At 59.4% G+C, this 12,790-nt stretch carries 12 protein-coding genes; 4 read left to right on the plus strand and 8 right to left on the minus strand.

What is annotated here, in order from left to right; genetic code table 11:
- Positions 1–10: 10 nt before the first annotated feature.
- Complete coding sequence (gene rplM / locus AC07V4_RS13580) at positions 11–439, minus strand: 50S ribosomal protein L13 (RefSeq protein ID WP_256454796.1); 429 nt, start codon at positions 437–439, stop codon at positions 11–13.
- Positions 440–688: 249 nt separating this feature from the next.
- Between rplM and AC07V4_RS13585 the strand changes: the two genes are divergently transcribed.
- Positions 689–1,729 (plus strand): NADP(H)-dependent aldo-keto reductase, encoded by a 1,041-nt coding sequence (locus tag AC07V4_RS13585; protein ID WP_492636828.1) that lies wholly within the window; start codon positions 689–691, stop codon positions 1,727–1,729.
- 113 nt (positions 1,730–1,842) lie between these two features.
- Here AC07V4_RS13585 and AC07V4_RS13590 read toward each other — a convergent pair whose 3' ends face one another.
- Entirely contained in the window at positions 1,843–2,988 is a 1,146-nt protein-coding gene (locus AC07V4_RS13590) for an acyl-CoA dehydrogenase family protein (protein WP_492636827.1), read from the minus strand.
- 213 nt (positions 2,989–3,201) lie between these two features.
- Here AC07V4_RS13590 and AC07V4_RS13595 point away from each other — a divergent pair, with 213 nt between their 5' ends.
- Positions 3,202–4,122 carry a GlxA family transcriptional regulator gene (locus AC07V4_RS13595; protein ID WP_431753216.1) on the plus strand — a complete coding sequence of 307 codons (921 nt, stop codon included), beginning with the start codon at positions 3,202–3,204 and terminating at the stop codon, positions 4,120–4,122.
- Between the two features lie 129 nt (positions 4,123–4,251).
- On the opposite strand, the gene zapE is transcribed toward AC07V4_RS13595, so the two are convergent.
- The 3 genes from zapE to AC07V4_RS13610 all read right to left on the minus strand — a co-directional run bounded on the left by zapE (position 4,252) and on the right by AC07V4_RS13610 (position 7,435).
- Positions 4,252–5,346, minus strand: coding sequence for a cell division protein ZapE (gene zapE, locus AC07V4_RS13600; protein WP_492636826.1), 1,095 nt, complete (start codon positions 5,344–5,346; stop codon positions 4,252–4,254).
- 79 nt (positions 5,347–5,425) lie between these two features.
- The gene (locus tag AC07V4_RS13605) at positions 5,426–6,781 is read right to left on the minus strand and encodes a tryptophan--tRNA ligase (protein ID WP_492636825.1); all 1,356 of its coding nucleotides are present in this window, start codon (positions 6,779–6,781) and stop codon (positions 5,426–5,428) included.
- A 24-nt stretch (positions 6,782–6,805) separates the two neighbouring features.
- On the minus strand, positions 6,806–7,435 hold the full coding sequence (locus tag AC07V4_RS13610) for an alpha/beta hydrolase (protein WP_016976238.1): 630 nt from the start codon (positions 7,433–7,435) through the stop codon (positions 6,806–6,808).
- Between the two features lie 147 nt (positions 7,436–7,582).
- Between AC07V4_RS13610 and AC07V4_RS13615 the strand changes: the two genes are divergently transcribed.
- Positions 7,583–8,020 (plus strand): Z-ring associated ZapG family protein, encoded by a 438-nt coding sequence (locus tag AC07V4_RS13615; RefSeq protein WP_169374508.1) that lies wholly within the window; start codon positions 7,583–7,585, stop codon positions 8,018–8,020.
- Between the two features lie 194 nt (positions 8,021–8,214).
- Here the strand turns inward: AC07V4_RS13615 and AC07V4_RS13620 are convergent, their stop codons facing one another.
- From AC07V4_RS13620 to AC07V4_RS13630, 3 genes are all read right to left on the minus strand, one after another.
- Positions 8,215–9,939 carry an ABC transporter ATP-binding protein/permease gene (locus tag AC07V4_RS13620; protein WP_492636824.1) on the minus strand — a complete coding sequence of 575 codons (1,725 nt, stop codon included), beginning with the start codon at positions 9,937–9,939 and terminating at the stop codon, positions 8,215–8,217.
- A gap of 99 nt (positions 9,940–10,038) precedes the next feature.
- The gene (locus AC07V4_RS13625; RefSeq protein WP_003171731.1) at positions 10,039–10,599 is read right to left on the minus strand and encodes a response regulator transcription factor; all 561 of its coding nucleotides are present in this window, start codon (positions 10,597–10,599) and stop codon (positions 10,039–10,041) included.
- Positions 10,592–11,854, minus strand: coding sequence for an ATP-binding protein (locus AC07V4_RS13630; protein ID WP_492636823.1), 1,263 nt, complete (start codon positions 11,852–11,854; stop codon positions 10,592–10,594). Before AC07V4_RS13630 ends, AC07V4_RS13625 begins: the two co-directional genes overlap by 8 nt.
- A gap of 204 nt (positions 11,855–12,058) precedes the next feature.
- On the opposite strand from AC07V4_RS13630, the gene AC07V4_RS13635 reads away from it, so the two are divergent.
- Complete coding sequence (locus AC07V4_RS13635; RefSeq protein ID WP_431753196.1) at positions 12,059–12,775, plus strand: SIMPL domain-containing protein; 717 nt, start codon at positions 12,059–12,061, stop codon at positions 12,773–12,775.
- The last annotated feature ends 15 nt before the right edge of the window (positions 12,776–12,790 follow it).

Genomic DNA, 12,790 nt, shown 5'->3' on the forward strand with positions numbered 1-12,790 from the left:
AACTATTCCGTTAAAACTTCAGTTCTTGGGGCTGCTGAGCAGCATGAGGGTGAGCTGCGCCCGCATAGACTTTCAGCTTGCGAAACATATCGCGACCCAGTGGGCCCTTCGGCAGCATGCCTTTGACCGCGATTTCGATCGGGGCTTCAGGCTTCTTGGCAATCAGGCCTTCGAAGTTGGAAGACTTGATACCGCCTGGGAAACCGGAGTGACGGTAGTACATTTTGTCGCTTGCTTTGTTGCCGGTTACACGAACCTGCTCAGCGTTGATGATGACGATGTAGTCACCGGTATCAACGTGCGGGGTGTACTCAGGCTTGTGCTTGCCACGCAGACGGCTGGCGACTTCAGTGGCCAGACGACCCAGGGTCTGACCAGCGGCGTCGACGACAAACCAGTCGCGCTGAACTGTTTCCGGTTTTGCAGTAAAAGTTGTCATTCTTTAATAGCCTCAGGGGCCGCCTGTAAATTTAGACGGCGGATCTTACTGAATAGTGCGTACTTTGACAAGGTCAAAGGCAGCCGGATACAGACGCTATCGGGGGCTCGGGTCGGCGCGTCCGTTCAACGGCAAGATTCTTCGGCAGGCGGCGCATCACTTCCACTGCAGAAAGAGGTGGGCAATTATGCAGATTGCGAAAAAAAATTCAACCTGCTTTTATGATTGTTTTCCCTGAAGGAGTACCCGATGGATTATCGACAGCTGGGCCGTACGGATCTGAACGTGAGCGCGATAGCCTTGGGCACCATGACCTGGGGCGAGCAGAACAGCGAGGCAGAGGCCTTCGCGCAGATCGAGCGGGCCAAGGCCGCGGGGATCAACTTCCTCGATACGGCCGAGATGTACCCGGTGCCACCCAAGGCCGACACCTATGCCACCACCGAGCGTTATATCGGTAACTATTTCAAAAGCCGAGGCGACCGTGCCGACTGGATTCTCGCCAGCAAGATCGCCGGCCCTGGCAACACCATCGACTACATCCGCGATGGCCACCTGCGCCATAACCGCAAGCATATCGTCGAAGCCCTGGATGCCAGCCTCAAGCGCCTGCAGACCGACTGGATCGACCTCTACCAGTTGCATTGGCCGGAGCGCAGCACCAACTTCTTCGGCCAGCTGAGCTACAAGCACAAGGACGAAGACAACCTCACCCCGCTGGAAGAAACCCTCGAAGCGCTGGACGAGCAGGTGAAGGCCGGCAAGATCCGCCACATCGGCCTGTCCAACGAAACCCCGTGGGGCACCATGAAATTCCTGGCCCTTGCCGAAGCTCGAGGCTGGAGCCGTGCGGTGTCGATCCAGAACCCCTACAACCTGCTCAACCGCAGCTTTGAGGTGGGCCTGGCGGAAGTTGCCATTCGTGAACAGTGCGGCTTGCTGGCGTATTCGCCACTGGCGTTCGGCATGCTCACTGGCAAGTATGAAAATGGCGCCCGCCCGGAAAAGGCACGCCTGACGGAATACAGCCGCTTCAGCCGCTATTTCAACCCGCAGTCGGAAATAGCGTGCAGCCGTTATGTGGCATTGGCGCGCGAGCATGGCCTGGACCCGGCACAGATGGCGCTGGCGTTCGTGACACAGCAGCCGTTCGTAACCAGCAATATCATCGGGGCTACGTCGCTGGAGCAACTGGACAGCAACATCGCTAGTGCTGACCTGAAGCTGTCCAAAGAGGTGCTGGAAGGGATCGAGGCGATCCAGAAGGATCATCCGAATCCTGCGCCTTGATGGACCTGTAGTCCGCTATCGCAGGCAAGCCAGCTCCCACATCTTGAATTGTGAATACATTCAAATGTGGGAGCTGGCTTGCCTGCGATGAGGCCTTCAGCAACACCACAAGATCAAAGCGCCCGCGCTATGATCTCCTTCATGATTTCATTGGTCCCCGCATAAATCCGCTGCACCCGCGCATCCGCCCAGGCCCGGGCAATCGGGTATTCCCACATGAAGCCGTAGCCGCCATGCAGTTGCACGCACTCGTCGAGCACCTTGCATTGCAGATCCGTGGCCCAATACTTGGCCATCGCCGCAGTCGGTACGTCGAGCTTGCCCTCAAGGTGCAATGCCATGCACTTATCGACGAACACGCGGCCAATCTGAATCTCGGTCGCCATTTCCGCCAGCTTGAAGCGAGTGTTCTGGAAATCGGCAATCGCCTTGCCGAACGCCTTGCGCTCGCGGGTGTATTCCAGGGTCCACTCCAGCGCCGCCTCGGCTGACGACAAGGCGCCAATCGCCACCGTCAGTCGTTCCTGCGGCAACTCCTGCATCAGGTACGCGAAGCCCATGCCTGCCTGGCCGAGCAGGTTTTCCTTGGGCACCCGCACATCCTGGAAGAACAGCTCGGACGTGTCCTGGGCCTTCATGCCCACCTTCTCCAGGCGCTTGCCCTTGTCGAAGCCCGGCGTATCAGCCTCCACCAAAAACAGGCTAGTGCCTTTGGCGCCAGCCTTGGGATCGGTCTTGGCCACGACGATTACCAACTCGGCAAGGTAGCCGTTGGTGATGAAGGTTTTGGAGCCATTGATCACATACTCATCGCCATCCAGCACGGCAGTGGTCTTCACCCCTTGCAGGTCGGAGCCAGCCCCCGGCTCGGTCATGGCAATGGCCGTGACCATCTCGCCCGCAATCAATTTGGGCAGGTATTTGTGCTTCAGCGCCTCGCTGCCGTAATGCAGGATGTATGGCGCGACAATATCCGAATGCAAAGAGAAACCGATGCCGGTCAACCCCAGTCGACTGATCTCCTCGATCACCACCGCACTGTAGAGAAAGTCCGCACCCAACCCGCCATATTCCTCCGGCAAGTGGGAACACAGCATCCCCGCCTCCCCCGCCTTGCGCCACAAGCTGCGATCTATGTAACCCTGCTTCTCCCATTGCCCATGGAAGGGCGCCGCATCTTTTTCAAGGAAGGTGCGCACACTCTCGCGAAAGAGTTCGTGCTCTGGGCTGAACAAGGTTCTGGGAATCATGTGGGTCACCTGCGTGAGTGGTCGGACAAGGACGAGCCCACAGAGACTATGCCGCACGGGCATCACGGACCACTGGACACATGCGACAAAAAATAAGACGATCCAGCCGTCTGGTGACCACTTTCCCCTATAAGAATAAATGAAATTATGTCTAACCAAATCTCCACGCCCTTGCGGCGCGTCAGCATTTTGGCCATTGATCGGGTGTTCGCTTCAACCCTCATGCAAGCCAAGGATTTTTTCCACCTCGCCAGCCTGCGTTACGGCAAGCAACAGGGCCTGGGCCTGACCCCAGCGTTTGAAACACGCCTGGTCAGCCCGGACGGGCAATCGGTGCGTAGCTTCAGCGATGTGATCATGCCGGTGGACGGCGGCCTGGAAAACGCCGATATCATCGTGTTGCCGGCCTTCTGGGACGACTTCGACGCCCTGTGCACGCGCTACCCACAAGTGTTGCCATGGCTTCGTGAGCAACACGCTCGCGGCGCCGTACTCTGCGGCGAAGCCACCGGGGTGTTCTGGCTGGCCGAGGCTGGCTTGCTCGATGGCAAGGAAGCGACCACCTATTGGCGTTTCTTCAACGCCTTCAGCGAGCGCTTCCCAAAGGTACAGCTCAATCAGGACAAACACCTCACCGACGCCGACAACCTTTACTGCGCCGGCGGCACCACGTCGGCATGCGATCTCTACATCTACCTGATCGAACGTTTCTGCGGTGCCAACATCGCCCAGGCCGTGGCCCGCGACATCCTCTACGAAGTGCAGCGCAGCTATTCGCCAGGACGCATTGGGTTTGGTGGGCAGAAGCTGCACCAGGACGTGATCATCCTGCAGATCCAGCACTGGCTCGAAGAACACTTCGCCGACAAATTCCGCTTTGAAGACGTCGCCCGTGAACACGGTATGAGCATCCGCAACTTCATGCGCCGCTTCCAGACCGCCACAGGTGACAAGCCGCTGCATTACCTGCAACGCCTGCGTATCGAAACGGCCAAGGGCTTGCTCTCGGGCAGCCGCAAGAGCATCAAGACCATCAGTTATGAGGTGGGGTATGACGATGCGAGTTTCTTTGCACGGTTATTCAGGCAGCACACGGAGCTGTCGCCAAACCAGTACCGCCAGCAGTTCCAGCAGGCCGCCTAAGCACGGATGTACACAAAGCAAAATGTGGGAGGGGGCTTGCCCCCGATGGCAGAGTGTCAGTCACTGCATATATGGCTGATAGACCGCTATCGGGGGCAAGCCCCCTCCCACATTTGATTTGTGTGGCGGCTAAGGCTTGTGCCCGCGCGACAGGAACTCGTGGGACTGCATTTCCAGCAAACGGCTCAGCGTTCGCTGGAATTCGAAGTTCAAGCGACCACCGGTATACAGGTCCTTGAGCTCGACTTCCGCCGAGATGATCAGCTTCACGTTACGATCGTAGAACTCGTCGACCATGTTGATGAAGCGTCGCGCGATGTCGTCGGTGGTGACGCTCATCTGCTCTACGCCGCTCAAGATCACCGCGTGGAAAATCTTGCCCAGCTCGATGTAGTCGTTCTGGCTGCGCGGGCCGTCGCACAATGCGCGGAAGTCGAACCAGGCCACGTCATCACAGGTACGCAACGCAACGATTTCGCGGTTCTCGATCATCAGCTTGTCGTTTTCCACCGCCTGGGTGCATTCCGGCGTCAGCGCACGGAAGCTTTTTTTCAGGCTCTCGTGGGCGGCTTCGTTCAGCGGGAAGTGGAACAGTTCCGCTTGCTCCAGGTGACGCAGGCGATAGTCGACGCCACTGTCGACGTTGACGATCTCGGTGTTCTGCTTGATCAACGCGATGGCCGGCAAGAAGCGCGCGCGTTGCAGGCCGTCCTTGTACAAGCCGTCGGGCACGATGTTCGAGGTGGCGACCAGCGTCACGCCATTCTTGAACAGCTCTTCCATCAAGGTGCCGAGGATCATGGCGTCGGTGATGTCGGAGACGAAGAACTCATCGAAGCAGATCACCCGCGCTTCGTCGGCAAAACGCTTGGCGATGATGGTCAGCGGGTTTTTCTCGCCTGGCAGGGTCTTCATCTCTTCGTGCACACGCTTCATGAAGCGGTGGAAGTGGGTACGGACCTTTTCCTTGAACGGCAGCGCTTCGAAGAAGGTGTCCACCAGGTAGGTCTTGCCGCGGCCGACGCCGCCCCAGAAGTACAGGCCCTTGACGGGCGTGCGGTCTTTCTTGCCAAACAGCTTGCTGAGCATCCCCGGCTTGCTTTGCGAGGCCGCGAGCAGGTCGTCGTAGAGGCGCTGCAAATGACGCACCGCCGTTTCCTGGGCCGCGTCATGGAAGAATTCAGGGCGTTTCAGATCAGCTTGATATCGTTCTAGGGGCGTCATAATTTCGTTAGCAAGGCAACAAAAACGGGCCGTCACTGTAGCGACGGCCCTGGATAATGGCAATCAACCCTTGGTCGGGTTAATCCTCGACGGGGGTCAACGCAACGCGCAAGGCGGCGACGGCGGCATCGCGCGACGCTTCGTCGGCGAATTCGGCGCTGTCAGCCACGACGGCACCGTCCAGCCATACGCTGAAGCCCAGGGCTTCGGTACGCACGTCCAATACGTCGCCATTTTGCAGTTGCTTGGTCACCGCGCCCGCCGCCTTGCCGTCGGCAAAGTGGCGCGACAGCAGCAGTTGTTCGCCATCGGCTGCCAGCAGGCGGAAGCGGAAGCTGCCGTCGTCTTCGCGAAAACTCACGAAGCGCGCAGCTTTCGCGGCTTTCTTCTTGGTCGCGACCGGCGCCGCAGCCTGATTGACGAACGAGCGCAAACCCACCGCCTCACGCAACTCGGCCAGGAACGGCGCCGCCACGGCCCGCGCCTTGTTGGCGCCAACCAGCAGCAGGTCTTCCATGTCCGACGGGCGCGACATCAATTGATGGTAGCGCTCGCGAGCTTCGCCCAACTGACCGTCCAACAGCTGGAACAGACGGTTCTTCGCCTCGCCCCAGCCCAGGCCTTGCAGCAGTTCGGCACGGAACTCTTGCTCCTGAGCCGCAGTGGCAAAAGCCTGGTACAGGGTAAACAGGTGCGAGTTGTCCGGGTCCTTGGCTTCGCCCGGTGCGCGGGAGTCGGTGACGATGCGCGAGATTGCGTCCTTCATATCCTTGGCGCTGGTGAACAACGGGATGGTGTTGTCGTAGCTCTTGGACATCTTGCGACCGTCCAGGCCTGGCAAGGTGGCGACGCTTTCTTCGATCAACGCCTCGGGCATGGTGAAGAACTCTTTACCGTTGCCGAACAGGTGATTGAAGCGCTGGCCGATATCACGGGCCATTTCCACGTGCTGGATCTGGTCGCGACCGACCGGCACCTTGTGCGCGTTGAACATCAGGATGTCCGCCGCCATCAGCACCGGGTAGCTGTAGAGGCCCATGCTGATGCCCGCATCCGGGTCTTCGCCGGCTTCCACGTTCTTGTCCACCGAGGCCTTGTACGCATGGGCGCGGTTGAGCAGGCCCTTGGCGGCAACGCAGGTGAGCAGCCAGGTCAGCTCGGGGATTTCCGGGATGTCCGACTGGCGGTAGAAAGTCACCCGGTTCACATCCAGGCCACCGGCCAGCCAGGTCGCGGCGATTTCCATGCGCGAGCGCTGGATGCGCTGCGGGTCATCGCACTTGATCAGGGCGTGATAGTCGGCCAGGAAGTAGAAGGAGTCGGCATTGGCGTCCTGGCTGGCGAGGATCGCCGGGCGGATCGCACCGGCGTAGTTGCCCAGGTGCGGCGTGCCGGTGGTGGTGATGCCGGTGAGGATACGGGTACGAGTCGTCATGGGTAATCGCTTATCAGACTGCTATCAATTCGAGAGACGCGGCAGCACCAGATCCTTCAGATCGGTGAGCTTGCCGTGAAAAAAGTGTCCGCATTCTGCCACTTTCAGCAGCTCATGGGGGCGTTTCAAGGCGGCGGACCAGTCGTAGACGGTCTGCGGGTCGACCACTTCGTCGGTTTCCGGCTGGATCAGCGTCAATGGGCAACCCTGTGGCAGCGCATCGGTATCGCGCAGGCGCATCACCGCCGCCGCAACCATGAACAAATGTGACAGTTTTTCGCCCTTGGCTTCCAGACGACCACCGAGGCTGGCGGCCACGTAGCCACCAAAGGAAAAGCCGAGCAAGGTAATCGGCAGGTCCGGGTGTTTTTCCCGCAACCAGGTGGCGGCCGCTTCGGCATCGTCCACTTCACCGGTGCTCATGTCGTGGGTGCCGGCACTGGCGCCGACGCCACGGTAATTGAAACGCAAGGTAATCAAACCGGCATCACGGGCGGTGCGTTGCAGGGTCGATACGACTTTATTGAGCATGGTCCCACCCTGCACCGGGTTGGGGTGGCAGATCAGCGCCAGGCCACGTGGCTCGGGGTGATCCAGGTACAGGGCTTCCAATTGGCCTACCGGGCCATCGATCAAAACGGGGGTTTCACGCATGAGCAAGAGATGAACTCCGTGACCTCACTAAGGGTCGACTCGTCTAGCTAAAAGTCTGTGCATGGCATCATTGCGAGCTTAATCGCGGTATACAGCGCAGGTTTGAGCCGTTAACGTAAAGCAAAGCCGTTTATAGAGGAAGGACTCGTGGAACACTCGCTCTTAGTTTGGTTGTTGCCGACTCTTGCCCTGGTTGCCGGTGTCGCCATTGGTTTCCTGGTTGCTCGCTTGCTGCCGAATGCCGCGCCTAACCGCACGCAGCGTCAGCTGGATGACATTCAGGAACGTTTTGACAGTTATCAGAACGAGGTTGTTACCCACTTCAACAGCACCGCGACCCTGGTCAAGAAGCTCACCCAGAGCTACCAGGAAGTACAGGATCACCTCGCCGATGGCGCCAATCGCCTGGCTCTCGACGACATCACCCGTCAGCGCCTACTGGCCGCGCTGCATTCCGATGCACCGCAAGCCCCACGGGAGCGCCTGACCCCGCCACGGGAAAACCAGGAGCCACCACGGGACTACGCGCCCAAAACGCCAGACGCCCCTGGCATGCTGGATGAGCATTACGGATTGAAGAAGTAAGTCATCTTCAAGCACTAAAAAGCCCGGCTGATCGATGATCAGCCGGGCTTTTTATTGGGTGCTCACTCTCAAGCACACCAGAGATCCACTGCGGGAGGGGGCTTGCCCCCGATAGCGGTCTATCAGTTACAGATGCTGTGACTGACCCACAGCCATCGGGGGCAAGCCCCCTCCCACACTGACCGAGTACGACCTTAAGCCGGTTGTTGTTCCCGCAGTTGACCACCCTCGATCCGCACATGCCGCCCATGGAAGCGCTTGAGGCTGCTGCGATGGCCGACACTGACGATGCTCAGCCCTGGAAGCTCATCAATCAGCGCTTGATACAGCGTGGCCTCATCTTCCTCGTCCATGGCCGACGTGGCCTCGTCCATGTACAACCACTGCGGTGCGAACAACAACGCGCGAGCAAAGGCCAGGCGCTGCTGCTCACCCGGCGAAAGCATGCGCTGCCAGTGGTTGGCTTGATCAAGATGATCGACCAGATGGGGTAAGCGACAGGTATTCAGCACCTGTGCATAACGTTCGGCAGGATAGACGCTGTCGTCTTGTGGATAACTCAACACGGCCTTCAGCGTGCCAATCGGCAGGTAGGGCTTTTGCGGCAAGAACAGGTAACGTGCGGCCGGCAGGCGAATGCTGCCGTGCCCCGCAGGCCACAAGTGGCCCATGGCACGCAGCAACGTACTTTTACCGCTGCCGGAACGTCCGCTGAGCATTACGCGCTGGCCTGGCTCCACAGACATATCGGCATTCGTCAGCAGATGACGGCCGTCAGCCAGGTCCATGCCCAGGTCTTGTACCACCAGACGCTCGCCTTGTGGGCGTACGTCGATGGCTGCCGGGCGCTGTTCGTTTTCACTCATGGCCTGGTGGAAACTCAGCAATCGATCACTGGTTGCGCGCCAACTGGCCAAGTCGGTGTAGGCACTGATAAACCAACTGAAATTGCCCTGCACGTTGCCAAACGCCGAGTTGATTTGCATCAGCTCGCCCAACTCGATCTTGCCCGAAAAGTAGCGGGGGGCAGCCACGATAAACGCAAACACAATCGCAATTTGCTCGTAACCGGCGGTGAAAAACGTCAGGCGCTTGGACACTTTCATGATGTCCCAGTAGTTATGCCAGACCTTGCCGAACCGCGTGCTCAACCGTTGATTTTCATTTGGTTCGCCATTGTACAAAGCAATGCTCTCGGCATTCTCCCGCACCCGTACCATGGAAAAACGCAGGTCTGCTTCAAAACGTTGTTGTTGGTTACTCAGGCCGATCAAGCGGCGACCGATCAAGTGGGTCAACCAACTGCCGACCCCGGCATAAACCAATGCACACCAGAACATATAGCCAGGGACGGTGATACCGAACACTTCAATGCTGCCCGACACGCCCCACAGGATGATAGAGAACGACACCAGGCTGACGACGTTGCGCAGCAGCCCCAGCCCCAGGCTCAGGGTGTTCTGAGTGAAACTATTGAGGTCTTCGGAAATCCGTTGGTCCGGGTTGTCGGTATAACCGCCCTGCTCCAACTGGTAGTAGTTTTTGTGGCCAAGCCAGCGGGCAAAGTGCTTTTCGGTGAGCCAGGCACGCCAGCGGATGGTGAGCATCTGGGTCAGGTACAGGCGGTATACCGCGCCGACAATCGCGACGGTTGCGATGCCGCAAAAATAGCCGATCTGTTGCCAGAAGGCGGCGGTGTCCTTCTTTTGCAGCGCGTTGTAGAAGTCCTTGTACCAGTGGTTGAGCCACACGGAGATCGCCACGCTGAACAGTGACAGACCGATCACTGTCACCAGCAACAACCAGGCCTTGCCCTTCTCTTCACTGCGCCAATAGGGCGTGATCATCGCCCAGGCTCGGCGGAAGAATTGCCCACGCACCGCGTCATTGACCGCAGAATACTCAGCGTTCTGGTTCATTGTTCAGGCTCTGTAAGAAAATGTGACAGGCGTTTGAACCGATCATAGACGATCGGTTCAGGGCTCCGCGCAGCCTGAAGCAGATTGTTCAGACTTTATTCAGCGCCGTACCGGGCGCTTCTGCAATTTGCGCTGCAAGGTGCGACGGTGCATGCCCAGGGCACGGGCAGTGGCGGAGATATTACCTTCGTGTTCGGTCAGCACGCGCTGGATGTGTTCCCACTGCAGGCGGTCCACCGACATCGGGTTTTCCGGTACCAGGGTGTCGAGGTCGGCGTGCTCGGAGAGCAAGGCAGCCAGCACGTCATCGGCGTCCGCGGGTTTGCACAGGTAGTTGCAGGCGCCGCGCTTGATCGCCTCGACGGCCGTGGCGATGCTGGAATAACCGGTGAGGATCACCACGCGCATTTCCGGGTCGAGCTCCAGCAGCTTGGGCAGCAGTACCAAGCCGGAGTCGCCATCCATTTTCAGGTCGAGCGCGGCGTAGTCCGGCAGGTCGGCCTGGGCGATGGTCAGTCCTTCTTCGGCGGAACCGGCGGTGCTCACGCGAAAACCGCGACGGCTCATGGCACGTGCCATGACGCGGGTAAAAGTGGCGTCGTCATCTACCAGCAACAGGTGCGGCAGTTCTTCGCCTTCGACTTGGATCTCGTCACTCATCGATATCTCCTCGTGCGACACGGGGCAGGCGCAGCTCGGTAAGCGTGCCACCTTCCTCATGACTATAGAGCTTCACTGAGCCGCCCGCGCGGGTCACGCTGGCCTTGCTCAAAAACAGGCCCAGGCCGAAACCTTTGCCCTTGGTGGTAAAGAAAGGTTTGCCGATCTGCTCGGCAATGGCCAGCGGTACGCCCGCACCATGGTCACGAATACTGATGGTCACGTTTTCCGCGTCCCAATCCAGCTGCACGCCCAAGCCTTCAGGGCAGGCATCCGCTGCATTGTTCAGCAGGTTGAGCAACGCCTGGGTGAGGTCCGGCGGCGGCGCCATGCGCGGTACAGTGCCCTGGCCCAGCAGGTTGAAGCGATAACTGGCTTCAGGGCGCATCAGGTGCCAGCGGTTCAGGGCTTCGTCGAGCCACTGGGTCACGTCCTGCATCTCCACCGCCAAACGGCGATTGGCTTCAGCAGCGCGCACCAGTTGCTGCAAGGTGTGCTTGCACTGCTTGACCTGCTCGCGCAGCACGCCGAGGTCCTCCTGCAGCGCCGGGTCGTGGTGATCCTGAGCCATTTCGTTGAGCAGCACGCTCATGGTGGCCAGCGGCGTGCCCAGCTCATGGGCGGCACCAGCGGCCTGGGTGGCGACCGCCAACAACTGCTGGTCACGCAAGCCCTCCTCACGGCGAATGGCGCGCAACTCTTCCTGGCGGCGCAGTTCCTCGGCCATGCGCGCAGCGAAGAAGGTGATGACCGCGGCGGACAACGCAAAACTCAGCCACATTCCGTAGATTTGCAGGTTTTCCCGGGCGATGGGGAAGGTTTGCAACGGATAGAACTGCGCCAGCAGCAGGGTATAGAGCGCCAGCGCAATGCCCGACAGTATCACTGAGTAGCGCCATGGCAGCGTCACCGCAGCGATGGTCAGTGGTACCAGGTAATAAGAAACAAAGGGGTTGGTGGAACCACCGGAGAAATATAGCAACACACTGTGGATAAACAGGTCACACGCCAATTGAAGCGCATACTCCAGTTCAGTCACGGGCCACGTGGTACGCAAGCGGATAGCGGTGAACACGCACAGCACGGTGGAAAACGCCAGGGTCACGCCCAACTGCAGCCACGGTAGCGGCAACAGGTCGAACCAGTAGGCGAGCCCGACGGAACCGGCCTGTGCGGCCAGCACCAGGGTGCGAATGAACGTCAGGCGCCAGAGGTTCTGGCGGGTGGCGGAAGTCAGTTTTACGGCGGCGAGCATGAGCTCTCCCGGTGAGCGCTGCAGGCGGATCGGCAGGAGTATAAACGAAGCGGACCGCCTGGCACGGCGCGTGTGGCTCTTTGACGCAGGCCAGGCAAATGACCGTTCGTCGCCTGCGTCAACCTTGTAGGTAATGTGTAAACCCGAAGAACCCAACACCACCGTCTACAGTCATACCGAACACGAATACCTCAAGGAGCTTCCATGTCTCGTTTCACTCGCAGTGCAGCTGTTATCACCCTCGGCGTTGCCACCCTGGCCAGTCTTCCGGCCGTGGCCGCCGACGGGCTGAACTACAACCAGATTTCCCTGCGCGCTGAGGTCAGCCAGGAGGTTGCCCGCGACAAGATGATCGTCACCCTCTATACCGAATCGCAAAACAGCGACCCGGCCAAACTCGCCGCCGAAATCACCACCACCATGAACACGGCCCTGGGCCAGGCGCGTGAAGTCAAAGGCGTGACCCTGCGCCAGGGCAGCCGCAACAGCTACCCGATCTACGACAGCAAGAACCAGAAGATCACCGGCTGGCGCGAGCGCGCCGAACTGCGCCTGGAAAGCGCGGACTTCCCGGCGCTGTCCAAGCTCACCGGCGAATTGCTCAACACGCTGAAAATGGAAAACATGGACTTCGCCATCGCCGACGCCACCCGCAAGGCCAGCGAAGATGCCCTGCTCAAAGACGCCGTGGCGGCCTTCAAGGCCCGTGCACAGCTGGCCACCGACGCACTGGGCGGCAAGGGTTACAAGATCGTCAACCTCAACTTCAACACCAACGGTTACCCGATGCCGTACGCGCGCAATGGCGGAATGATGATGAAAGCCGCCATGGCTGATTCGGCACCAACGCCTCAAGTGGAAGCCGGCACCAGCCAGGTCAACATGAGCGCTGATGGCGTGATCGAAGTGCAAATGCAGTGACCCCTACCTGACAGA

The organism is Pseudomonas sp. GW821-FHT03A09 (genome assembly GCF_059421065.1).

What these genes read in the sequence shown, in the direction of transcription:
- AC07V4_RS13620 (WP_492636824.1), bottom strand. Translation starts at nt 9,939, where the DNA reads ATGAACCAGAACGCTGAGTATTCTGCGGTCAATGACGCGGTGCGTGGG.
- rplM (WP_256454796.1), bottom strand. Translation starts at nt 439, where the DNA reads ATGACAACTTTTACTGCAAAACCGGAAACAGTTCAGCGCGACTGGTTT.
- zapE (WP_492636826.1), bottom strand. Translation starts at nt 5,346, where the DNA reads ATGACGCCCCTAGAACGATATCAAGCTGATCTGAAACGCCCTGAATTC.
- AC07V4_RS13625 (WP_003171731.1), bottom strand. Translation starts at nt 10,599, where the DNA reads ATGAGTGACGAGATCCAAGTCGAAGGCGAAGAACTGCCGCACCTGTTG.
- AC07V4_RS13585 (WP_492636828.1), top strand. Translation starts at nt 689, where the DNA reads ATGGATTATCGACAGCTGGGCCGTACGGATCTGAACGTGAGCGCGATA.
- AC07V4_RS13610 (WP_016976238.1), bottom strand. Translation starts at nt 7,435, where the DNA reads ATGCGTGAAACCCCCGTTTTGATCGATGGCCCGGTAGGCCAATTGGAA.
- AC07V4_RS13635 (WP_431753196.1), top strand. Translation starts at nt 12,059, where the DNA reads ATGTCTCGTTTCACTCGCAGTGCAGCTGTTATCACCCTCGGCGTTGCC.
- AC07V4_RS13630 (WP_492636823.1), bottom strand. Translation starts at nt 11,854, where the DNA reads ATGCTCGCCGCCGTAAAACTGACTTCCGCCACCCGCCAGAACCTCTGG.
- AC07V4_RS13595 (WP_431753216.1), top strand. Translation starts at nt 3,202, where the DNA reads ATGCAAGCCAAGGATTTTTTCCACCTCGCCAGCCTGCGTTACGGCAAG.
- AC07V4_RS13605 (WP_492636825.1), bottom strand. Translation starts at nt 6,781, where the DNA reads ATGACGACTCGTACCCGTATCCTCACCGGCATCACCACCACCGGCACG.